The organism is Sphaerotilus sp. FB-3 (assembly GCF_023706025.1).
Taxonomy (GTDB): Bacteria; Pseudomonadota; Gammaproteobacteria; order Burkholderiales; family Burkholderiaceae_C; genus Sphaerotilus; species Sphaerotilus sulfidivorans.
This window is the reverse complement of sequence record NZ_BQWE01000060.1, coordinates 1-22,104: the sequence shown is the minus strand read 5'-3', so window position 1 is coordinate 22,104 and position 22,104 is coordinate 1. Positions and strand designations below refer to the sequence as shown.

The 22,104-nt window shown below is 69.9% G+C and carries 16 protein-coding genes and 1 pseudogene; 5 read left to right on the top strand and 12 right to left on the bottom strand.

The features are described from left to right. Positions 1–10: 10 nt before the first annotated feature. Positions 11–1,735, bottom strand: coding sequence for a bifunctional protein-serine/threonine kinase/phosphatase (locus NFT33_RS18700; protein WP_251677652.1), 1,725 nt, complete (start codon positions 1,733–1,735; stop codon positions 11–13). Positions 1,736–1,794: 59 nt separating this feature from the next. Between NFT33_RS18700 and NFT33_RS18695 the strand changes: the two are divergent. The 3 genes and pseudogenes from NFT33_RS18695 to ybiB all read left to right on the top strand — a co-directional run. Continuing rightward, positions 1,795–3,036, top strand: a pseudogene (locus NFT33_RS18695) (NAD(P)/FAD-dependent oxidoreductase); the annotation flags it as partial. A gap of 70 nt (positions 3,037–3,106) precedes the next feature. Then, positions 3,107–5,908: a nitrate reductase gene (locus tag NFT33_RS18690; protein WP_251677650.1), complete on the top strand. Its 2,802-nt coding sequence runs from the start codon at positions 3,107–3,109 to the stop codon at positions 5,906–5,908. Between the two features lie 20 nt (positions 5,909–5,928). Continuing rightward, positions 5,929–6,879, top strand: a complete 951-nt coding sequence (gene ybiB, locus NFT33_RS18685) for a DNA-binding protein YbiB (RefSeq protein ID WP_251677648.1) — start codon at positions 5,929–5,931, stop codon at positions 6,877–6,879. Here ybiB and NFT33_RS18680 read toward each other — a convergent pair. The 11 genes from NFT33_RS18680 to scpA form a co-directional block, all read right to left on the bottom strand. Beyond that, the gene (locus tag NFT33_RS18680; protein WP_251677646.1) at positions 6,868–7,113 is read right to left on the bottom strand and encodes a hypothetical protein; all 246 of its coding nucleotides are present in this window, start codon (positions 7,111–7,113) and stop codon (positions 6,868–6,870) included. The genes ybiB and NFT33_RS18680 overlap by 12 nt on opposite strands. Further along, positions 7,110–7,622 (bottom strand): ATPase, encoded by a 513-nt coding sequence (locus NFT33_RS18675; RefSeq protein ID WP_149504053.1) that lies wholly within the window; start codon positions 7,620–7,622, stop codon positions 7,110–7,112. Before NFT33_RS18675 ends, NFT33_RS18680 begins: the two co-directional genes overlap by 4 nt. A gap of 148 nt (positions 7,623–7,770) precedes the next feature. Beyond that, entirely contained in the window at positions 7,771–9,663 is a 1,893-nt protein-coding gene (locus NFT33_RS18670; RefSeq protein ID WP_251677644.1) for a propionate--CoA ligase, read from the bottom strand. A gap of 129 nt (positions 9,664–9,792) precedes the next feature. After that, positions 9,793–11,046, bottom strand: a complete 1,254-nt coding sequence (locus tag NFT33_RS18665) for a cytochrome P450 (protein WP_251677641.1) — start codon at positions 11,044–11,046, stop codon at positions 9,793–9,795. After that, positions 11,043–12,302, bottom strand: a complete 1,260-nt coding sequence (gene bioF / locus NFT33_RS18660) for an 8-amino-7-oxononanoate synthase (RefSeq protein ID WP_251677633.1) — start codon at positions 12,300–12,302, stop codon at positions 11,043–11,045. The genes NFT33_RS18665 and bioF overlap by 4 nt, the downstream gene beginning before the upstream one ends. A 77-nt stretch (positions 12,303–12,379) precedes the next feature. Beyond that, positions 12,380–12,844 (bottom strand): VOC family protein, encoded by a 465-nt coding sequence (locus NFT33_RS18655; protein WP_251677631.1) that lies wholly within the window; start codon positions 12,842–12,844, stop codon positions 12,380–12,382. Positions 12,845–12,858: 14 nt separating this feature from the next. Beyond that, positions 12,859–14,934 carry an acetyl-CoA carboxylase biotin carboxylase subunit gene (locus NFT33_RS18650; RefSeq protein ID WP_251677629.1) on the bottom strand — a complete coding sequence of 692 codons (2,076 nt, stop codon included), beginning with the start codon at positions 14,932–14,934 and terminating at the stop codon, positions 12,859–12,861. A gap of 25 nt (positions 14,935–14,959) precedes the next feature. Continuing rightward, a complete protein-coding gene (locus tag NFT33_RS18645) occupies positions 14,960–16,492 on the bottom strand; it encodes an acyl-CoA carboxylase subunit beta (RefSeq protein ID WP_251677627.1) in 1,533 nt (510 codons plus the stop codon). Between the two features lie 76 nt (positions 16,493–16,568). Further along, positions 16,569–17,609: a methylmalonyl Co-A mutase-associated GTPase MeaB gene (gene meaB, locus NFT33_RS18640; RefSeq protein ID WP_309296167.1), complete on the bottom strand. Its 1,041-nt coding sequence runs from the start codon at positions 17,607–17,609 to the stop codon at positions 16,569–16,571. A 32-nt stretch (positions 17,610–17,641) separates the two neighbouring features. Further along, the gene (locus NFT33_RS18635) at positions 17,642–18,025 is read right to left on the bottom strand and encodes a GNAT family N-acetyltransferase (RefSeq protein ID WP_241461986.1); all 384 of its coding nucleotides are present in this window, start codon (positions 18,023–18,025) and stop codon (positions 17,642–17,644) included. A 141-nt stretch (positions 18,026–18,166) separates the two neighbouring features. After that, positions 18,167–20,326 (bottom strand): methylmalonyl-CoA mutase, encoded by a 2,160-nt coding sequence (gene scpA / locus NFT33_RS18630; RefSeq protein WP_251677625.1) that lies wholly within the window; start codon positions 20,324–20,326, stop codon positions 18,167–18,169. A gap of 103 nt (positions 20,327–20,429) precedes the next feature. On the opposite strand from scpA, the gene NFT33_RS18625 reads away from it, so the two are divergent. Beyond that, a complete protein-coding gene (locus NFT33_RS18625) occupies positions 20,430–21,095 on the top strand; it encodes a GntR family transcriptional regulator (protein ID WP_051631993.1) in 666 nt (221 codons plus the stop codon). Positions 21,096–21,223: 128 nt separating this feature from the next. After that, positions 21,224–22,104, top strand: an 881-nt coding sequence (gene sucC / locus NFT33_RS18620) for an ADP-forming succinate--CoA ligase subunit beta (RefSeq protein WP_251676021.1), incomplete at its 3' end; no start/stop codon positions are given.

Sequence of the window (22,104 nt, the reverse complement as noted above, 5' to 3'; positions counted from 1 at the left end):
CTGCGGCCGCTCAGCGCGGCAGGAACAGCAGCCAGATCACCAGCATCAGGTTGAAGATCAGCGAGATCACGCAGCTGACCTTCCAGGCCCAGGCTGGATCTCGCCGCACCAGCGGCGTGGCCTGGGGCGCGTTCAGCGGCCTGGATGCGCCGCGCTCGAGCGCCAGCGCGAACTCCTCGGCGGTCTCGAAGCGCTGGCGCGGATCGCGCGCGATCGCCTTCATCACCACATGGTCGAGCCAGATCGGCACCTCCGGGCGCAGGCGCGAGGGCGCCACAGGATCGCGCCGGAAGCGCGCGGTCTGCCACGGCTCGATCTCGCCGTAAGGCAGCCGGCCGGTCAGCCACTGGTAGAGCGTCACGCCCAGCGCGAACAGGTCGCTGCCCGGCTCGGCGGCGCGTCCGGCATCGCCCTCCCACTGCTCCGGGTTCATGTAGCTGGGCGTGCCGGCATGCAGCGTGCGCGTGGACGCCGGCTCGCGGCCCGACACCGCCACGCCCAGATCGAGCACCCGCCACTGGCCATCCTCGCCCAGATGCAGGTTGCCGGGCTTGATGTCGCGGTGGATCACCCCAATGCGGTGCAGCCGCCCGAGCGCACGGCACACCGCCAGCCCGCCCTGCACCACCTCGGGGATCGCGAAGCGCCGCGCCTGCTCGGCCAGCAGCTGCTCCAGCGTCTGGCCGCTGTGCCAGTCGAAGACGGTGTAGAAGGCGCTCGGCGCGCGGACCTGGCGCACCCGCACGAAGCCGGGCGCGCCGCTGTCGGTCACCTGCAGGCCCAGCCAGGCCTCGTGCGCCAGCATCGCCTGCTCTTCGCGGTCGCTGGCACGCGACTCGTGCAGCGTCTTGATCGCCACCAGCTCGCGGCTGGCCGGATCGCGCGCCTGGTAGAGCCGGTGCACGCCGGTGTCGGCCACCAGCGCAGTGATGCTCCAGCCATCGAGCACGTCGCCGGGACGCATGCGCGGCGGCACCGGCAGCTGGCGCGCCTGCAGCAGCGTGTCCTGCAGCCGCACCGGCTCCAGGCCCAGAACTTGCATGACCAATGCCGTGACGTTGTCCTGACTGCCCGCTTCCAGTGCGGCCTTGACGATGGCCTCGCTGGCGATCTGCGCTGGCGTGGCCGCCAGCAGGCCGCGGATCTGCTCGGGCCGGAGCACGCCATGCACGCCATCGGTGGTGAGCATGAAGATGTCGCCGGTCTGCAGTTCGCCCTGGAGGTAGTCGGCGCGCACCGCCAAGTCGAGGCCGACCGCGCGGGTGAGCTGGCTGCGGAAGTCGGGATGATCGATGGCATGGTCCTGGGTGAGCTGCTGCAGCTCGCCCGCACGCAGCAGCCAGGCCCGGGTGTCGCCGATGTGGGCGACCGTCCAGGTGTGGCCCTGCAGGGCCAGCGCCGTCAGCGTGGTCAGTCCGGAGGCACGATCGCCGCCGGGGCCGCCACGGCGTCGGTTGTGATCGGCGAGCCAGGCATTCTGGGCGCCGATCAGGCGGTCAAGGACGACCGTCGTCTCCCAGGTGGCCGGTGCGGCATGGAAGTCCTGCACCAGGCTCATCACCGTGGTCTGCGCGGCCTCGCGCCCCAGGCCGCCGGCCGACACGCCATCGGCCACGGCCGCGATCAGGCCGCGACCCGGCTCCTGCGCACCGGCGCGCACGGCAGCGGCGAAATCCTCGTTGCGTTCCCGCACCCCGCTGGCGCTGGTGTGTCCGATGTCGACATCAAAGCTCATGCGGACGCATTGTGAATGGGAATGCAACTTGTTCCATATGAATTTGCCAGGAGTTCGCAATGCCCAGAATGAAGCTCGTGATGATCGGCAACGGCATGGCCGGCGTGCGCGTGCTCGAGGAGCTGCTGAAGATCGCGCCGGATCTGCACGACATCACCGTGTTCGGTGCCGAGCCGCATCCGAACTACAACCGCATCATGCTCAGCCCGGTGCTGGCCGGCGAGCAGACGCTCGACCAGATCGTGCTGAACCCGCTGTCGTGGTACGAGCGGCACGGCATCACGCTGCATCTGGGCACGACCGTGACCACGATCGACCGGGCGCGCCGCCAGGTCATCGCCACCCGGGCCGACGGCACGACGGTCAGCGCCCGCTACGACCGGCTGATCCTGGCGACCGGCTCGACGCCCTTCATCCCGCCGGTGCCCGGCCACCGGCTCGAGGGCGTCATCGCCTACCGAGACATCGCCGACACCGAGACCATGATCGAGACGGCGCGCACCCGCCGCCATGCGGTGGTGGTCGGCGGCGGCCTGCTCGGCCTGGAGGCCGCCAACGGCCTGAAGCTGCGCGGCATGGAGGTCACCGTGGTGCATCTGGGCGCCTGGCTGCTCGACCGCCAGCTCGACCCGACCGCCGGCCGGCTGCTGCAGCAGGCGCTGGAGGCGCGCGGCCTGCGCTTTGCGCTGCAGGCGCAGACCGAAGCGCTGCTGGGCGATGCCGAAGACGGCCAGGCCGGCCGGGTGCGCGCGCTGCGGCTGAAGGACGGCCGCGAGATTGCGGCCGATCTGGTGGTGATGGCCGCCGGCATTCGTCCGAACACCGCGCTGGCGCGCTCGGCCGGCCTGCTGTGCGACCATGACGGCCGCGGCGGCATCCGCGTCAGCGACACGATGCAGACCGTGACGGACCCGCGCATCTGGGCGGTGGGCGAATGCGCCAGCCACCGCGGCATCGCCTACGGCCTGGTCGCGCCGCTGTACGAGCAGGCGCGGGTTCTGGCGGCCCATCTGGGCGAGACCGGCGTCGGCCGCTACACCGGCAGCCAGACCGCGACCCGGCTGAAGGTCACCGGCATCGACCTGTTCTCCGCCGGCGACTTCATGGGCGACGACGACAGCGAGCAGATCCTGCTGTCCGACCCGGTCGACGGCGTCTACCGCAAGCTGGTGCTGCGCGAGGGCCGCCTGGTCGGCGCCTGCCTGTACGGCGACACCTCGGACGGCAGCTGGTATTTCGACCTGATCCGGGAGGGCGCGACGCTGGGCGAGCTGCGCGAGCAGCTGATGTTCGGCCGAACCGGCGCGGTCGCCGCGCTGGCCTGAGGCCCCACCCGAGACAAGACACCGAACACAAGACAGGCTTCCCGCCATGATGCAGACCCGTTCCACCTGTCCCTACTGCGGCGTCGGCTGCGGCGTGATCATCGAGTCCGATGGCACGCAGATCACCGGCGTGCGCGGCGACCCCGAGCATCCGGCCAACTTCGGCCGACTGTGCACCAAGGGCAGCACGCTGCACCTGACCGCCGCCGAGCCGGTCACGCGCGGCAGCCGGCTGCTGCAGCCGATGCTGCGGCTGCAGCGCGGCGCCGCCCCGCAGCCGATCGACTGGACCCGCGCGCTCGACACCGCCGCCGACCGCATCGCCGACGTCGTTCGCCAGCACGGCCCCGACGCGGTCGGCCTCTACCTGTCGGGCCAGCTGCTGACCGAGGACTACTATGTCTTCAACAAGCTCGCCAAGGGACTGCTGGGCACCAACAACGTCGACACCAACTCGCGGCTGTGCATGTCCAGCGCGGTGGCGGGCTACAAGAAGACGCTCGGCGCCGACGCGCCGCCCTGCAGCTACGAGGACTTCCCGCAGGTCGACACGCTGTTCATCACCGGCAGCAACACCGCCTGGGCGCACCCGATCCTGTTCCGCCGGCTGGAGGACGCCCGCGCCGCGCGCCCCGGCCAGCGCTGGATCGTCGTCGACGTGCGCCGCACCGAAACGGCCGAGACCGCCGACCTCTTCCTGCAGATCCGCCCCGGCACCGATGTGGCGCTCTACCACGGCATGCTGCATGTGATGCTGGCCGAGGGCCTGACGGACACACGCTACATCGGCGCGCACACCTCCGGCTTCGAGGCGCTGCGCGAGACGGTGCGCGACTGGACGCCGGCACGCGCCGCCGCGGTCTGCGGCATCGCCGAGGTCGACCTGATCCAGGCCGCACGCTGGTTCGCGCAGGCCGACCGCCCGGGCGGCGCGACGCTGTCGCTGTACTGCATGGGCCTGAACCAGAGCGCGGCGGGCACCGACAAGAACGCCGCGCTGATCAACCTGCACCTGGCCACCGGCCAGATCGGCCGCGCTGGCGCCGGTCCCTTCTCGCTGACCGGCCAGCCCAACGCGATGGGCGGGCGCGAGGTCGGCGGCCTGTCCAACCTGCTCAGCGCCCACCGCGACCTGGCCGATCCGGCGCACCGCGCCGAGGTCGCCGCGCTCTGGGGCCTGCCCGACGTGCCGGCCACGCCGGGGCGCAGCGCGGTCGAGATGTTCGAGGCCGCCGCCGACGGCGAGATCCGCCTGCTGTGGATCGCCTGCACCAACCCGGCGCAGTCGATGCCCGACCAGGCGATGGTGCGCCGCGCGCTCGAGCGCGCCGAGTTCGTCATCGTGCAGGAGGCCTTCGCGACCACCGCGACCGTCGCGTACGCCGACCTGCTGCTGCCGGCCACCACCTGGGGCGAGAAGATCGGCTCGGTGACCAACTCCGAGCGCCGCATCAGCCGGGTGCGCCCGGCGGTGGCCGCCCCTGGCCAGGCCCGCCACGACTGGCAGATCGCGGTCGACGTGGCCCGCCGCCTGGAAGAGCGCCTGCCCGAGCGCCTGCACGGCCAAGCCACGCTCTTTCCCTATGCGGACGCCGAATCGATCTGGAACGAGCACCGCGAGAGCACCCGCGGCCGCGACCTGGACATCACCGGCCTGAGCTGGGCCCACCTCGAGCAGCACGGCCCGCAGCAGTGGCCGATGCCCGAGGGCGCCCTCGCCGGCCGCACCCGGCTGTACGAGGACGGTATCTTCCCGACCGAGGACGGCCGCGCCCGCTTCGCGCCGGTGGCCTTCCGCCCGGTGGCCGAGCCGGTCGACGCGCCGTACCCGTTCTCGCTGATCAGCGGCCGGCTGCGCGACCAGTGGCACGGCATGAGCCGCACCGGCACGCTCGGCCGCCTGTTCGGCCATGTGCCCGAGCCGGTGGCCGAGATGAACGCCGCCGACCTGGACGCGCTGGGCCTGAAGGACGGCGATCTGGTCGAGGTGCGCTCGCGCCGCGGCAGCGTCGTGCTGGCCGCGCAGGCCGGTGGAGCGGTCGCCCGCGGCCAGGTCTCGATCCCGATGCACTGGGGCGAAGAGGTTCTGGGCGGCACCGATGCCGACGGCGTGCCGCGCCGGGGCGTCAACGGCCTGACGCTGCCCACCTTCTGCCCGGGCTCGAAGCAGCCCGAACTCAAGCACTCGGCCGTCTCGATCGCGAAGGCCGAGCTGCCGTGGCGCATGGTCGGTCTGGCCTGGCTGCCACAGCAGGAGATCGTGCAGGTGCGCGAGCGCCTGCGCACGCTGATGCCGCGCTTCGCCCATGCGATGGTGCTGCCCTTCGGCCGCGAGCCGCATGACGGCGGGCTGGGCGGCGTGATCTGGCGCGCCTCGGCCGCCACGCCGGCCGAGGCCGCGCTGATCGCCGAGATCGCCGCGCTGCTCGGCCTGGACGGCCGCACCGCGATGCGCTACGAGGACGCCGAGCGCGGCCAGTTCCGCAGCGCCCGCCTGGACGGCGGCCGGCTGCGCGGCGTGCTGCTGGCAGGCGACACCTGCGCCGAATCGTGGATCCGCACGCTGGTCAAGGACGAGCTGCCGGCGCAGGCCTACGGCCGGCGCCTGCTGGCCGCCAGCGCCACGCCGCCGGTGGCGATCGCCGAGCGCGGCCGCCAGGTCTGCACCTGCTTCAACGTGACCGAGCCGCAGATCGTCGAGCAGCTCGGCCGCTGCGAGGGCAGCGCCGAGGCGCGGCTCTCGCAGCTGCAGGGCGCGCTGAAATGCGGCACCAACTGCGGCTCCTGCCTGCCGGTGCTGCGCGGTCTGGTGAAGGCCTCGATCCCGCTGGTGCCGGTGGCCGGCTGAGCCGGGTCACAATCCGGCCCATGAGCATCGCCCCCTATCTGAAGGAAATCGGCCGCGGCAAGGACGGCGCCCGCTCGCTGAGCCGCGAGCAGGCGCACGACCTGATGTCGCGCATCCTGGACGGCCGCGTCACCGACCTGGAACTGGGCGGCTTCGCGCTGGCCATGCGCATCAAGGGCGAGACGCCCGAGGAGCTTGCCGGCTTCGTCGACGCGACAATGGCGCACACGCTGGCCCTGCCCGATCCGGGCCGGCCGGCGGTGCTGCTGCCGTCCTACAACGGCGCGCGCCGCCTGCCCAACCTGACGCCGCTGCTGGCGCTGCTGCTGGCGCGCGAGGGCGTGCCGGTGCTGGTGCACGGCATGGTCACCGACCCGACCGGGCGCGTCACCAGCGCGGCCATCTTCACCGCGCTGGGCCTGCCGCCCTGCCCCGATGCCGCCGCGGTGGCGGCGCGCTGGGCCGCCGGCCAGCCGGCCTTCGTCGCGATCGAGACGCTGAACCGGCCGCTGGCCAGCCTGCTGGCGATCCGGCCGGTGCTGGGCCTGCGCAACAGCGGCCACACCATCGCGAAGATCCTGCCGGTGCTGCCCGGCGCGCTGCGGGTGGTCAACCACACGCATCCGGAATACGCGGTCAGCCTGACCCAGTACCTGAGCGACAGCCTGGCCTGCGCGGTGCTGATGCGCGGCACCGAGGGCGAGCCGGTGGCCGACGCACGCCGCCAGCCGCGCATGCAGGTCTTCCGCGACGGCCGGATCGATGCCGAGGCCTCGCTGGCGCCGCAGGACGGCGTGCTGGTCGAGCTGCCGGTGCTGCCCGCCGGCATCGATGCCGCCAGCACCGCCGCCCACCTGCGCGCGGTGCTGGCGGGCGATCAGCCGGTGCCCGCGCCGATCGCGCAGCAGGTGGCCTGCCTGCGGGCGGCGTGTGCCGCCGGTCTCAGCGTGTCGGCCGGTTCAGCGGCCTGACATTGCCGGGCAGCGCGAATCCGGGTCGAGGTCGTAGCTCTCCGAGCCGGCCTCGCGCACCAGCCGGCCATCGCGCGCCAGGATCACGTCGGTGCCGGTCAGATAGGCCATCTGACGGGCGATCTCGGTCGAGCGGCGCAGAGCCGCCAAGGCGCCCAGGACTTCGGGCGCCACCGGATCGCCGCCGGGCTTGCGGCCGCTGCGGGCCGATCGGTCCTTGCCGAAAGTGCTCATGCGCCGCTCCAGTCCACCAGCTTCGGAGCCGGCCCCGAGTTGTCGAAATGCACCCACAGGTCCACCAGGTCCTTGTAGAGGGTGTGGAAGTTGTCCAGCCCGGCCTCGAAGCGCCGTCGCACCGCGTCCGGCGCCACCTTGTGCCCGCCCTGGCGCACCCGCTCGCCGACACGCTGGATCGCCAGCTCCGGACTGCTCAGCGACAGGAAGACCAGCTGCACCACATAGCCCTGGTGGCGCCATTCCGGGATCTGGCTGGCGACTTCGCGGCTGCGCAGCGTGGTCTCGAAGCCGAAGCTCTCGTGGCGGCGCAGCAGGTCGCCGATGGTGATCTGCATCAGCTTGTGCGCGCGCATCGTCATGCGTTCGGGCGAGAACGGCGACAGCCCCTCGGCGATCAGGTCGGCGTCGACGAAGTTGCGGCAGGCCGCCTCCTGGGGCAGGTACTCCTTGGCGAAGGTGGTCTTGCCCGCTCCCGGCGGGCCGGCAATGATGTGAATGCGCGGCATGGACCGATTATGTAATCAGATGTGACAGAGTTCACAACCCTTTCTGAAGATCCGATGAAGGCGGGACAAGACAAAGGGGCCCCGTGTCGCCACGGGGCCCCTGCGGTTCAGCGCGGATCGAAGGCGCGGATCCCGGATCAGGATCCGGTCAGGACACCAGATCCTTGATCTGCGCCAGCGCGGCCGGGTCTTCCATCGTCGTCAGGTCACCGGCGTCGCGGCCCTCGCAGACCGCCTGGATCGCGCGGCGCAGCACCTTGCCGGAGCGGGTCTTCGGCAGCACCGAGACGAAGCGCACCGAGGCCGGGCGCGCCACCGCGCCAAGCTGGCAGTCGACCACCTTCATGATCTCGGCCTCCAGCGCCTTGGCGTCGTCGGGGCCGGCGACCTTGCTCGGGTCCTTCAGCACCGCGAACGCGACCGCGACCTGGCCCTTGAGCTGGTCGGCCACGCCCACCACCGCCACTTCGGCGACGTTCGGGTGGCTGGAGATGCTTTCCTCGATCTCGCGGGTGCCCAGGCGGTGGCCAGCGACGTTGATCACGTCATCGGTGCGGCCGAGGATGAAGAAGTAGCCGTCCTCGTCCTTCACGCCCCAGTCGAAGGTGGAATACATCACCTTGTTGTGGATGCTGGACCAGTAGGTGCTGACGTAGCGCTTGTCGTCGCCCCAGACGGTCTGCAGGCAGCCCGGCGGCAGCGGGCCTTCGACGGCAATGACACCCTTCTTGTTGGCCTCGGTGATCTCCTCGCCGGTGGTCTCGTCGATCAGCTTCACGTCGTAGCCGTAGACCGCCTTGCCGGGCGAGCCGAACTTGGTCGGTGCGGGCTCGACGCCGTTGCAGATGGCCATGATCGGCCAGCCGGTCTCGGTCTGCCAGTAGTTGTCGATGATCGGCTTGTTCAGCGCGCCGCCGATCCAGGTGGCGGTCGGCTCGTCGAGCGGCTCGCCGGCCAGGAACAGCGCCTTCAGGCTGCTCAGGTCGTACTTGGTGAGATACGCCGGATCCTGCTTCTTCAGCACGCGCGCGGCGGTCGGGGCCGAGAACATCACGGTGACCTTGTACTTCTCGACCAGGCTCCACCAGATGCCGGCGTCCGGGCGGATCGGCAGGCCTTCGTACATGATGGTGGCCATGCCGTTGATCAGCGGGCCGTAGATGATGTAGCTGTGGCCGACGACCCAGCCGATGTCCGACGTGCTGAAGTACGTCTCGCCCGGGTTGCCCATGTAGATGTGCTTCATGGACGCGGCCAGCGCGACGGTGTAGCCGGCGGTGTCGCGCTGCACGCCCTTGGGCTTGCCGGTGGTGCCGGAGGTGTAGAGGATGTACGACGGGTGGGTCGAATCCACCCACTCGCACGGCACCACGGTGTCCATCTGCAGCGCGCGCTGCTCGGCGTAGTCGACATCGCGGCCGTCGACCTTGGCGTAGTCGGCCAGACCGCGGTTGACCATCAGCACCTTGGCCGGCTTGTGGGCCGAGAGGTTGATGGCTTCGTCGAGCAGGTGCTTGTAGGGCACCGACTTGCCGCCACGCATGCCGGCGTCGGCGCTGACGATGACGGTCGGCTGGGCGTCGTCGATGCGGCTGGCCAGCGAGTGGCTGGCGAAGCCGCCGAACACCACCGAGTGGATCGCGCCGATGCGCACGCAGGCCAGCATCGCGAACGCCGCCTCGGCAATCATCGGCATGTAGATCAGCACGCGGTCGCCCTTCTTGACGCCGAGCGACTGGTAGATCGCGGCCATGCGCTGCACTTCGGCGTGCAGTTCGCGGTAGCTGTAGGCCTTCTCGGTGTTGGTCTCGGTCGAGACGAAGATGAGCGCGTTCTGGTCGGCGCGGGTCGCGAGGTGGCGATCGACCGCGTTGTGGCAGAGGTTGGTCTCGCCGCCCGCGAACCACTTGGCGAACGGGGGGTTGCTGTAGTCGCAGACCTGGTCGAAGGGCTTGTGCCAGTCGATCAGCTGGGCCTGCTCGCCCCAGAAGCCGTCACGGTCTTCGATGGAACGGCGGTGAAAGTCGGCGTAGGCGGTCATGCGCTTGTCTCCTGAATCCTGAGGGTCCGGCTGAATTCATAATTCAAAATGACGCGCCTGACGTCCGCCTGTCACTTCGCTGTCAGCCGCCCTGCCATCAGCGATCGAGCGGGAAATTCTTGACCGGGATCAGGCCGGCGGGCCTTGCAGCCACAGCGGCAGCGAGCGCAGGCCGCGGTAGAGCGGCTGGTCGGGCACCCAGTCGGGCGTCTCGGGCCGGGCCAGCGCCAGATGCGGCCAGCGCCGCGCGAGCTGGCCGAGCATGATCTCGCCCTCGAGGCGGGTCAGCGCCGCGCCGATGCAGACATGCGGCCCGCTGCCGAAGGCCAGCGAGGCACGGCGCGGCAGCGCGATGTCGAAGTCGTCGGGCCGCTCGAAGCGCTCGGGGTCGCGGTTGGCCGCGCCGATCAGCACGATGACGCCATCGCCGCGCTCCAGGCGCTGGCCGTGCAGTTCCAGCGGTGTCACCACCCGCCGGCCGCTGTACTGCACCGGGCACTGGTGGCGCAGCGCCTCGCGCACCGCAGCCGGCGCCAGGCCCGGATCGGCGCGCAGCGCCTGCCACTGCACCGGATGCGCCAGCAGCAGCTGCACCGCATTGCCGAGCAGATGGCGGGTGGTCTCATGACCGGCGAACAGCAGCATCGTCGCCTGGGCCAGCAGCCCGACGCTGTCGTCCAGCCCGGCCTGGCCCTGGCGATGGGCCAGCAGCAGCCGGTCCAGCAAACCCGCGGACTCTTGCGCCGCCGCGCCGGGCGAGCGGTCGAAATGGCTGCGGAAATAGCCGGCCATCGCCACCAGCGCACGCTCGGCCCGGCGGGTCACCTCGGGCGAGGGATCGGCCGCGCCCAGGAAGGGCGCGATCTCGTCGGACCAGCCCACCAGCATCGGCTCGTCCTCGGCCGGCAGGCCGAGCAGCCGCGAGATCACCCCGGCCGGCAGCCGGCGCGCCACGCCGGCGATCCAGTCGACCGGACGCTCCGGTGCGGCGGCCTGCTCGGCCTGCAGCGTGTCCATCAGCGCGGTGCAGCGCTGCTCGATCCACGGCCGCAGCGCCGCCATCGCCTGGCCATCGAAGCCGGCCATCATCAGCCGGCGCAGCCCTGCATGGTCCTGGCCGTCCAGGAACAGCAGCGCACGCGCGAACAGGCGCTGGAAGGCGCCCGCCTCGCGCCGCTGCGTCTCGCCCCGGCGCACCCAGCCGCCGGTGCGCGCGGCCGAGAAGCGCGGATCGCGCAGCACCTGCTCGGCATCGGCATGGCGGGTCAGCACCCAGGCGCCGCCGAAGAAATCCTCGCTCCAGTGGATCGGGCCGGCCTGGCGCAGCGCGGCATAGGCCGGATGCGGATCGGCCGCGCCGGGCTGCAGCACGACCGCGCTCATCGCGGGCCTCCGGCCGGGTCCTGCAGCGCCTGGCCCAGCACCGCCAGCAGCCGCGCGACCTCCTCGGGCCGGTGCGCGGCCGACAGCGTGATGCGCAGCCGCGCGGTGCCCTCCGGCACGGTGGGCGGGCGGATCGCCGGCACCCACTGCCCGGCCTGGCGCAGCCGCTCGGCCAGCGCGGCGGCGCGGTGGTTGTCGCCGATCAGCAGCGGCTGGATCGCGGTGGCGGACTCGGGCAGCGACCAGCCGCAGCCCGGATGCGCCGCCAGCAGCGCCGCCAGCCCCTCGCGCAGCTGCCGGATGCGCGCCTGCAGCGCCGCGCGCCGCGCGTCGCCCTCCGGCCCGCGGATGATCTCCAGGCTGGCGAGCGTCGCCTCGGCCAGCGCCGGCGGCGCGGCGGTGGTGTAGATGCCCGGCCGCGCGGTCTGCAGCAGCCACTCGACGATGACCGGATCGGCCATCACGAAGGCGCCGGCCACGCCGAAGGCCTTGCCCAGCGTGCCCATCAGGATCAGCCGGCGCCCGCGCAGGCCGAAATGCGCCAGGCTGCCGCGCCCGGCCTCGCCGAGCACGCCCAGGCCATGCGCGTCGTCGACCACCAGCCAGGCGTCGTGGCGCTCGGCCAGCGCCAAGAGCCGGTCCAGCGGCGCCAGGTCGCCGTCCATACTGAAGACGCCGTCGGTGACGATCAGCTTCAGCGGCGTGGCGCACTCAAGCAGCATCGCCTCCAGCCGGTCGACGCGGTTGTGCGGATAGCGGCGCACCTCGGCCCGCGCGAGCTGCGCACCATCGATCAGCGAGGCGTGGTTGAGCCGGTCGGTGAACAGCGTGGTGCGCGCGTCGCCCAGCGCGGTCATCAGCGCCAGATTGGCCAGGTAGCCGGTGCCGAAGCCCAGCACCCGCGCGCCCTCGGGCCACAGCGGCGCCAGCCACTCGGCCAGCGCCTGCTCGAGCCGCTCGTGCGCACGGCCGTGGCCGCAGACCAGGTGCGAGGCGCCGCTGCCGGCGCCCCAGCGCCGCGCGCCCTCGGCCAGCGCCTCGACCACCGCCGGATGCGCGGCCAGGCCCAGATAGTCGTTGCTGCAGAAGGCCAGCATCGGCTGCGATGCGTCGGTCGCTGCACCGGCATCGGCCTCCGCGCCAGGCCGGCTCACCGGCAGGTCCGGCCGGCACGGCCCCTCGGCGATGCGGCGCACCCGCTCGAGGCCGAGCGCGCGGCGCTGCTGCAGCTGTTGGCTCAGGTGATCGATCAGCATGGAAAGTGGCAAATCCGAATGGAAACGGCCCGGCATCCGCAGACAACGGACACCGGGCCGTCACAAGGCCGGCGAGCTTAACCGAGCGCGGCGATCACCTCGGGCGGCGCCTGCACCAGCTCGATCAGCACCCCTTCGCCGCCGATGGGGAACTGCTCGTTGCCCTTCGGGTGGATGAAGCAGATGTCGAAGCCGGCCGCGCCCTTGCGGATGCCACCGGGCGCGAAGCGCACGCCGTTGGCCGTCATCCACTCGACCGCCCGGGCCAGATCGTCGACCCACAGGCCGACGTGGTTCAGCGGCGTGGCGTGCACGGCCGGCTTCTTCTCGATGTCGAGCGGCTGCATCAGGTCGACCTCGACCGCGGTCGGGCCTTCGCCCAGCGCGCAGATGTCCTCGTCGACGTTCTCGCGCTCGCTCACAAACGTGCTCTTGACCGACAGGCCGAAGATGTCGACCCAGAGGGTCTTCAGCCGCTGCTTGTCGGTCCCGCCGATGGCGATCTGCTGGATGCCGAGGATCTTGAAGGGCTTGGCTTGCATCGGGGCTCCCGGCTTCACTCGAAGATGATGATCTGCTGGTCCACGCTCAGGCTCTCGCCGACCGTGGCCCGGATCTCCTTGACCACGCAGTCCTGCGTGGCGACGAGGATGTTCTCCATCTTCATCGCCTCGATGACCGCCAGGCGCTCGCCGGCCTGCACCTTCTGGCCGACCGCCACCGGCACCTGCACCAGCAGGCCCGGCATCGGCGACAGCAGCATCTTGCTGGTGTCGGGCGGCGCCTTGTAGGGCATGAGCTTGTGCAGCTCGGCCGCGCGCGGCTGCAGCACCAGCGCCTCGATCGCGGTGCCGTTGTGCGCGACCCGGATCGCCAGCGGCCGCTTGACCGAACCGCGCTCGACCTGGGCGCTGAAGGGCTGGCCGTTGACCGAGCCGGTCATCAGGATCTCGCCGAGCTTGGTGGCGCTGCGGATCGCGTAGACCCGGCCGCCGACGGTCACGTTCATCGTGCCGTGCGCCGCGTCGAAGTCGCCGAGCTGCACATCGTGATAGAGGTTCTGGCCGTCGGCGCCGAGCTGCACCACCACCAGCGTGTCCGCATGGGCCACGCCATGGCCGGGCAGCTGGCCGCTGATGCCGGCGGCGCGCTCGCGCGCCTTGCGGCGCACGAAGGCGGCCAGCGCGACCAGGAACAGCGGGTCGTCATGCGGCACATCCTCGGCCTTGAAGCCCTGGGCATAGTGCTCGGCGATGAAGCCGGTGTTGAAGTCGCCGGTGACGAACTTCGGGTGCGCCAGCAGCGCGGCCTGGAACGGGATGTTCGAGCTGATGCCGCGGATCACGAAGCCGTTGAGCGCGGCGCGCATCTTGGCGATCGCGTCATCGCGGTCACGCCCGTGCACGATGAGCTTGGCGATCATCGAGTCGTAGAACATCGGGATCTCGCCGCCCTCGTACACGCCGGTATCGACGCGCACGCCGCCGAAGCGCCCGGCCTCGTAGGCCGCGCCCTGCAGCGTCTCGCTGCCCTGCACCAGGTCGGCCGCCGGCGGCTGGTACTTCACCAGACGGCCGGTGGAGGGCAGGAAGTTGCGGAACGGGTCTTCCGCGTTGATGCGGCACTCGATCGCCCAGCCCTGGCGCGGGATCTGGTCCTGCGTGAAGCCGAGCTTCTCGCCGGCGGCCACGCGGATCATCTGCTCGACCAGGTCCAGCCCGGTGATGCACTCGGTGACCGGGTGCTCCACCTGCAGGCGGGTGTTCATCTCCAGGAAGTAGAAGTCCTGGTTCTTGCCGACGACGAACTCGACCGTGCCGGCCGACTGGTACTTCACCGCCTTGGCCAGCGCCACCGCCTGCTCGCCCATCGCCTTGCGGGTGGCGTCGCTGATGAAGGGGCTCGGGGCTTCTTCGATGACCTTCTGGTGGCGGCGCTGGATCGAGCACTCGCGCTCGTGCAGGTAGACCACGTTGCCGTGGGCATCGCCCAGCACCTGGATCTCGATGTGGCGCGGCTGCTCGACGAACTTCTCGATGAAGACGCGGTCGTCGCCGAAGCTGTTGCGGGCCTCGTTGCGGCACGACGCGAAGCCGTCGAAGGCTTCCTTGTCGTTGAAGGCCACGCGCAGGCCCTTGCCGCCGCCGCCGGCCGAGGCCTTGATCATCACCGGATAGCCGATGTCGCGGGCGATCTCGACCGCACGCTCCGGACTCTCGATGGCGTCGTTCCAGCCCGGAATCGTGCTGACCTTGGCCTCGTTGGCGAGCTTCTTCGAGGCGATCTTGTCGCCCATGGCCGCGATCGAGTAGTGCTTCGGGCCGATGAAGGCGATGCCCTCCTCCTCGCAGCGGCGGGCGAAGTCCTCGTTCTCGGACAGGAAGCCGTAGCCCGGGTGCAGCGCCTCGGCGCCGGTGGCCTTGCACGCGGCGATGATCTTGTCGGCGACCAGATACGACTCGCGCGAGGGCGCCGGGCCCAGCAGCACCGCCTCGTCGGCCAGCTCGACATGACGCGCGTCCTTGTCGGCCTCGGAATAGACGGCCACCGTCTTGATGCCCATCTTGCGGGCGGTGGCGATGACGCGGCAGGCGATTTCGCCGCGGTTGGCGATCAGGATCTTCTTGAACATGATGGTTTGCTTTCGCGCCGCGTGATCAGAGGGGGATGTTGCCGTGCTTGCGCCACGGGTTGTCCAGCTTCTTGTCCTTGAGCATCACCAGCGAGCGGCAGATGCGCTTGCGCGTCTCGTGCGGCTGGATCACGTCGTCGATGAAGCCGCGGGCGCCGGCCACGAAGGGATTGGCGAAGCGGGCCTTGTACTCGGCCTCGCGCGCGGCCAGCTTGGCCGGATCCTTCTTCTCCTCGCGGAAGATGATCTCCACCGCGCCCTTGGCGCCCATCACCGCGATCTCGGCGTTCGGCCAGGCGAAGTTCACGTCGCCGCGCAGGTGCTTGGAGCTCATCACGTCATAGGCGCCGCCGTAGGCCTTGCGGGTGATGACGGTGACCTTCGGCACGGTGCACTCGGCGTAGGCGTAGAGCAGCTTGGCGCCGTGCTTGATGATGCCGCCGTACTCCTGCGCGGTGCCGGGCATGAAGCCGGGCACGTCGACGAAGGTGATGACGGGAATGTTGAAGGCATCGCAGAAGCGCACGAAGCGCGCGGCCTTGATCGAGCTCTTGATGTCCAGGCAGCCCGCCAGCACCAGCGGGTTGTTGGCGACGATGCCCACCGTCTGGCCTTCCATGCGCGCCATGCCGATGACGATGTTGGCGGCGTAGTCGGGCTGCAGCTCGAAGAAGTCGCCGTCGTCGACCACCTTGGCGATCAGCTCCTTCATGTCATAGGGCTTGTTCGGATGGTCCGGCACCAGCGTGTCGAGCGAGTGGTCCAGACGCAGCGCCGGGTCGCCGCTCGGGCGCACCGGCGGCTTTTCCTTGTTGTTCAGCGGCAGGTAGTTGAAGAAGCGGCGCAGCATCAGCAGCGCTTCCACATCGTTCTCGAAGGCCAGGTCGGCCACGCCGGACTTGGCGGTGTGGGTGACCGCGCCGCCCAGCTCCTCGGCGGTCACTTCCTCGTGCGTCACCGTCTTCACCACCTCGGGGCCGGTGACGAACATGTAGCTGGAGTCCTTCACCATGAAGATGAAGTCGGTCATCGACGGCGAGTACACCGCGCCGCCCGCGCACGGGCCCATGATCATCGAGATCTGCGGGATCACGCCCGAGGCCATGACATTGCGCTGGAAGACCTCGGCGTAGCCGCCCAAGGACGCCACGCCTTCCTGGATGCGCGCGCCGCCCGAGTCGTTCAGGCCGATCACCGGGGCGCCGACCTTCATCGCCTGGTCCATGATCTTGCAGATCTTCTCGGCGTGCGCCTCGGACAGCGCGCCGCCGAAGACGGTGAAGTCCTGGCTGAACGCGAAGGCCAGGCGGCCGTTGATCATGCCGTAGCCGGTGACCACGCCGTCGCCGGTGATCTTGTTGTCCTGCATGCCGAAGTCGGCACAGCGGTGCTCGACGAACATGTCCCACTCTTCGAAGGTGCCTTCGTCGAACAGCAGCTCGAGGCGCTCGCGCGCGGTCAGCTTGCCCTTGGCGTGCTGGCTGTCGATGCGTTTCTGCCCGCCGCCCAGGCGCGCCTTGGCGCGCTTGGCTTCGAGCATCTGCTGGATGTCATGCATGGGGATCTCCTCGGGTGGGTCCGTGATTCGAAATCGGTTCGGGAATCGGGAAGGGTCGGGCGGGTCTCGGGGGGAGTCAGGTCATCAGGTCGAGCAGCCGGCGTGCGGCCACCGACGCGGCGGTGCGCCCCTCGCGCACCTGGGCGGTGAGCTCGCCGAGCTGGCCGCGCACCTCGGGGTGCGCGCGGAAGCGCTCGCGCAGGCCGGACTCGATGCGTTCCCACATCCAGGCCAGGTTCTGCTGCTGGCGGCGCTGCGCCAGCCGGCCGCTGGCCTGCTGCAGTTCGCGGAAGGTGCTGACCGCGCTCCAGAAATCGTCGAGCCCGGCACCCTTGAGCGCGCTGATCTGGATCACGCGCGGCAGCCACAGGCTCGCGCCTTCATGGCCGTGGTCGGGATGGCCGTGCTGGGCGTGCATGCCCAGCAGGCGCAGCGCGCTGGTGATCTGCGCACGGGCGCGGGTGGCGGCGTCGGGGTCGATGTCGGCCTTGTTGATGACCACCAGGTCGGCCAGCTCCATCACGCCCTTCTTGATCGCCTGCAGGTCGTCGCCGGCATTGGGCAGCTGCAGCAGGCAGAACATGTCGGTCATGCCCGAGACCGCGGTCTCGCTCTGGCCGACGCCGACCGTCTCGATGATGACGATGTCGTAGCCGGCGGCCTCGGCGACCAGCATCGCCTCGCGGGTCTTCTCGGCGACGCCGCCGAGCGTGCCCGAGGACGGGCTGGGGCGGATGTAGGCGTGCGGGTGCACCGACAGCCGCTCCATGCGGGTCTTGTCGCCCAGGATGGAGCCGCCCGAGACCGTCGACGACGGATCGACCGCCAGCACCGCCACCCGGTGCCCCAGGCCGATCAGGTGCAGCCCGAGCGTCTCGATGAAGGTCGACTTGCCCACGCCGGGAACGCCGGAAATGCCGAGCCGGAAGGAGCGCCCGGTGCGCGGCAGCAGCGCGTCGAGCAGCGCGTCGGCGCGGGCGCGGTGGTCGGCCCGGGTCGACTCGAGCAGCGTGATCGCCTTGGCCATCGCGCGCCGCTGCACCGCCGGCTGCGTGCCGGCGATGCCGGCAGCCAGGGCCTGCTCGGAGGCAGGCAGGTGGGAGAAGTCGTCGGTCATCGAAGGAGGCGAGTGATCGCCCGGTGTGATCGCTAGTGATCGCTGGCCGGATGCGCCGGCCTTCGGAAATACAGGTCCCATTCGCCCTCGGCCTCCAGGATGAAGCCGTGGCGCTCGTAGAAGCGCGCCGCCGCGGTGTGCTTCAGCGCAGTCACCGACATCGGCATGGCCCGCGCATCGGCCTCCGCCAGCACCCGCCGCATCACCCAGCCGCCGATGCCCTCACCCTGCGCGCTGGGGTGGATGTAGAGGTGATCGAGCAGCATGTCCCCGGGCCGCGGAATCACCACGACGAAGCCCACCAGATCGCCATCGCGCAGGATGTGGCGCGCATGCGCCGGGTTGAAGCCCCGGCTCAGCCGCTCGCGCACCCGCTGCGGATCGAAATGGCCGAGCCGCGTCAGGCTCTCCCTCATCGCCGCCATCCGCAAGGACAGCAGGGCTTCGAAATCATCCTCACCGGCAGGGGTGAGCTGGAGATGCGGCATGCCGGCGGCAGAAGCGGCAGAAGCGGCTGAGGGAGGTTGCATGGATCACCGATAGGTCATGGGCGCACCTCAGGCCGCAGACACATGGGCTTTGATCTGCTCCAGAACATCCTTGGCCGAGGCCGGAATCGGCGTGCCGGGACCGTAGACCCCCTTCACGCCGGCTTCGAACAGGCAATCGTAATCCTGTTGCGGAATGACCCCGCCGACGAAGACGATGATGTCGTCGGCGCCCTGCTTCTTCAGTTCCGCGATGATCGCGGGCACCAGGGTCTTGTGACCGGCCGCCAGCGTCGAGACGCCGACCGCATGCACATCGTTCTCGATGGCCTGGCGGGCGCATTCCTCCGGCGTCTGGAACAGCGGGCCCATGTCGACGTCGAAGCCGAGATCGGCATAGGCGGTGGCCACCACCTTGGCGCCGCGGTCATGGCCGTCCTGGCCGAGCTTGGCGATCATCACGCGCGGGCGGCGGCCGTAGGTCTCGGCAAAGGCCGCGATCTCGCCCTGCAGCTTCTCCCAGCCCTCGGCCGAATCGTAGGCCGCCGCGTAGACGCCGGTGACCTTCTGGATGTCGGCGCGGTGGCGGCCGTAGACCGCCTCGAGCGCATCCGAGACCTCGCCGACCGTGGCGCGCAGGCGCACCGCCTGGATCGCCAGATCCAGCAGGTTGCCCTGGCCGGACCGGGCCGCCTCGGTCAGCGCCGCCAGCGCGGCCTGCACCGCCGCGGTGTCGCGCGTGGCGCGGATCTGCTGCAGGCGCGCGATCTGCGCGTCGCGCACCTTCATGTTGTCGACCTCGAGGATCTCGACCGGATCCTCCTTGGCCAGCTTGTACTTGTTGACGCCGACGATCACGTCCTTGCCGGAGTCGATGCGGGCCTGCTTCTCGGCCGCAGAGGCCTCGATCTTCAGCTTGGCCCAGCCGGAATCGACCGCCCGGGTCATGCCGCCCATCGCCTCGACTTCCTCGATGATGGCCCACGCCTTGTCGGCCATCTCCTGCGTCAGCGACTCCATCAGGTAGGAGCCGGCCCACGGGTCGACCACATTGGTGATGTGCGTCTCTTCCTGGATGATCAGCTGCGTGTTGCGGGCGATGCGCGAGGAGAACGCGGTCGGCAGCGCGATCGCCTCGTCCAGCGCGTTGGTGTGCAGCGACTGCGTGCCGCCGAAGACCGCGGCCATCGCCTCGATCGTGGTGCGCACGATGTTGTTGTACGGGTCCTGCTCGGTCAGCGACCAGCCCGAGGTCTGGCAGTGGGTGCGCAGCATCAGGCTCTTCGGGTTCTTCGCGTCGAAGCCCTTCATGATGCGCGCCCACAGCAGACGCGCCGCACGCATCTTGGCGATCTCGAGATAGAAGTTCATCCCGATCGCCCAGAAGAAGCTGAGCCGCCCGGCGAAGGCGTCGACGTCCAGGCCCTTGGCCATCGCGGTCTTGACGTATTCCTTGCCGTCGGCCAGCGTGAAGGCCAGCTCCAGCGCCTGGTTCGCGCCCGCTTCCTGCATGTGGTAGCCGGAGATCGAGATCGAGTTGAACTTCGGCATCTTCTGCGCCGTGTACTCGATGATGTCGCCGATGATCTTCATCGACGGCTCCGGCGGATAGATGTAGGTGTTGCGGACCATGAACTCCTTGAGGATGTCGTTCTGGATGGTCCCGCTGAGCTTGTCCTGCGACACGCCCTGCTCTTCCGCCGCGACGACATAGCCCGCCAGCACCGGCAGCACCGCGCCGTTCATCGTCATGGACACGCTCACCTTGTCGAGCGGGATCTGGTCGAACAGGATCTTCATGTCCTCGACCGAGTCGATCGCCACGCCCGCCTTGCCGACATCGCCGGTCACCCGCGGGTGATCCGAGTCGTAGCCGCGGTGGGTCGCCAGGTCGAAGGCGACCGAGACGCCCTGGCCGCCGGCGGCCAGCGCCTTGCGGTAGAAGGCGTTCGATTCCTCGGCGGTCGAGAAGCCGGCGTACTGGCGGATGGTCCACGGACGCACCGCGTACATCGTGGCCTGCGGGCCGCGGATGAAGGGCTCGAACCCGGGCAGCGTGTCGGTGAAGGGCAGCCCCGCCACGTCGGCCGCGGTGTAGAGCGGCTTGACGGTGATGCCGTCCGGCGTGACCCAGTTCAGCGCCTCGACATTGCCGCCGGGCGCGGACTTGGCGGCGGCCTTCAGCCACTGTTCCATCGAGGCTGGCTGGAATTCGGGGGAGTTCGACATGTTGTGGGGTTCCTGACGCAGTGCATCGCCATGATACATGATGCATAATTATGAATTCAAGACCGCAGCCCGGTCCGCTATCATCCCGACCGAATTCCGAATGATGCCCACCGTGCGCCTGCCCACCCACGACCCCGAACATGCCCTGGCGCCTCGCGCCCTCTATCAGGATGTGGCCGAGCGGCTGCGCCAGCAGATCTTCAACCGCGAGCTCGAGCCCGGCAGCTGGATCGACGAGCAGAAGCTCTCGGCCGAGTACGGCATCAGCCGCACGCCGCTGCGCGAGGCGCTGAAGGTGCTGGCGGTCGAAGGCCTGGTGACGATGAAGGTGCGCCGCGGCGCCTATGTCACCGAGATGTCGACCGACGATGTGCGCCAGGTCTATCACCTGCTCGCGCTGCTGGAGAGCGATGCGGCCGGCGAGGTCGCGCGCTCGGCCGCCAGCACCGATCTGGCCACGCTGCGTGCGCTGCACGAGCGGCTCGAGCGCGAGGTCGGCCAGCGCGAGTTCTTCTTCGCCACCAACGAGGCCTTCCACATGCAGCTGCTGGCGCTGTCGGGCAACCGCTGGCGCCAGCAGATCGTCACCGACCTGCGCAAGGTCATGAAGCTCAACCGGCATCACTCGCTGTTCAAGATGGGCCGCCCCGAGGAATCGCTGCAGGAGCATCGCGCGCTGATGGAAGCGCTCGAGCGCCGCGATGCCGAGGCGGCCAGCCGGCTGATGCGCCAGCACTTCGAGAACGGCCTGGAGGCTGCGTCACCCTGAGGTCAGCTTGGGACCGCAGAGTGCCGCAGCGCCTGCGCGGCCCGACTGTCCCCTGCCCGCAGAGAAGACCGGCTCCCCACCGCATCCACCCACAGGTTCACCACCCGAAGATCGAGGAGATCGCCCCGATGAAGATCCACGAATACCAAGGCAAGGAAATCCTGCGCCAGTTCGACGTTCCGGTGCCGCGCGGCTACCCGGCGTTCACGGTCCAGGAGGCGGTGGAAGCCGCCGAGAAGCTGGGCGGCCCGGTCTGGGTCGTGAAGGCGCAGATCCATGCAGGCGGCCGCGGCAAGGGCGGCGGCGTGAAGGTCGCGAAGTCGCTGGACGACGTGCGCGCCCGCGCCACCGACATCCTGGGCATGCAGCTGGTCACGCACCAGACCGGCGCGGAAGGCCAGAAGGTCCGCCGCCTGTACATCGAGGACGGCGCCGACATTGGCAAGGAGTTCTACGTCTCGCTGGTCACCGACCGCGGCACGCAGAGCGTGGCCTTCATCGCCTCGTCGGAAGGCGGCATGGACATCGAGGAGGTCGCGCACTCGACCCCTGAGAAGATCATCACCGAGATGATCGACCCGCTGGCCGGTCTGACCGACGAGCAGGCGGCCAAGATCGCGCGTGCCATCGGCATGGAAGGCCACACCGTGGACCAGGCCGTGTCGCTGTTCAAGAACCTGTACCGCTGCTACATGGAGACGGATGCCTCGCTGGTCGAGATCAACCCGCTCAACCGTGACAGCAAGGGCAACCTGATGGCGCTGGACGCGAAGTTCAACTTCGACTCCAACGCGCTGTTCCGTCACCCGGAGATCGTGGCCTACCGCGATCTGGACGAAGAGGATCCGGCCGAGGTCGAGGCGTCGAAGTTCGATCTGGCCTACATCAGCCTGGACGGCAACATCGGCTGCCTGGTCAACGGCGCGGGTCTGGCGATGGCGACGATGGACACCATCAAGCTGTTCGGCGGCGAGCCGGCCAACTTCCTGGACGTCGGCGGCGGCGCCAC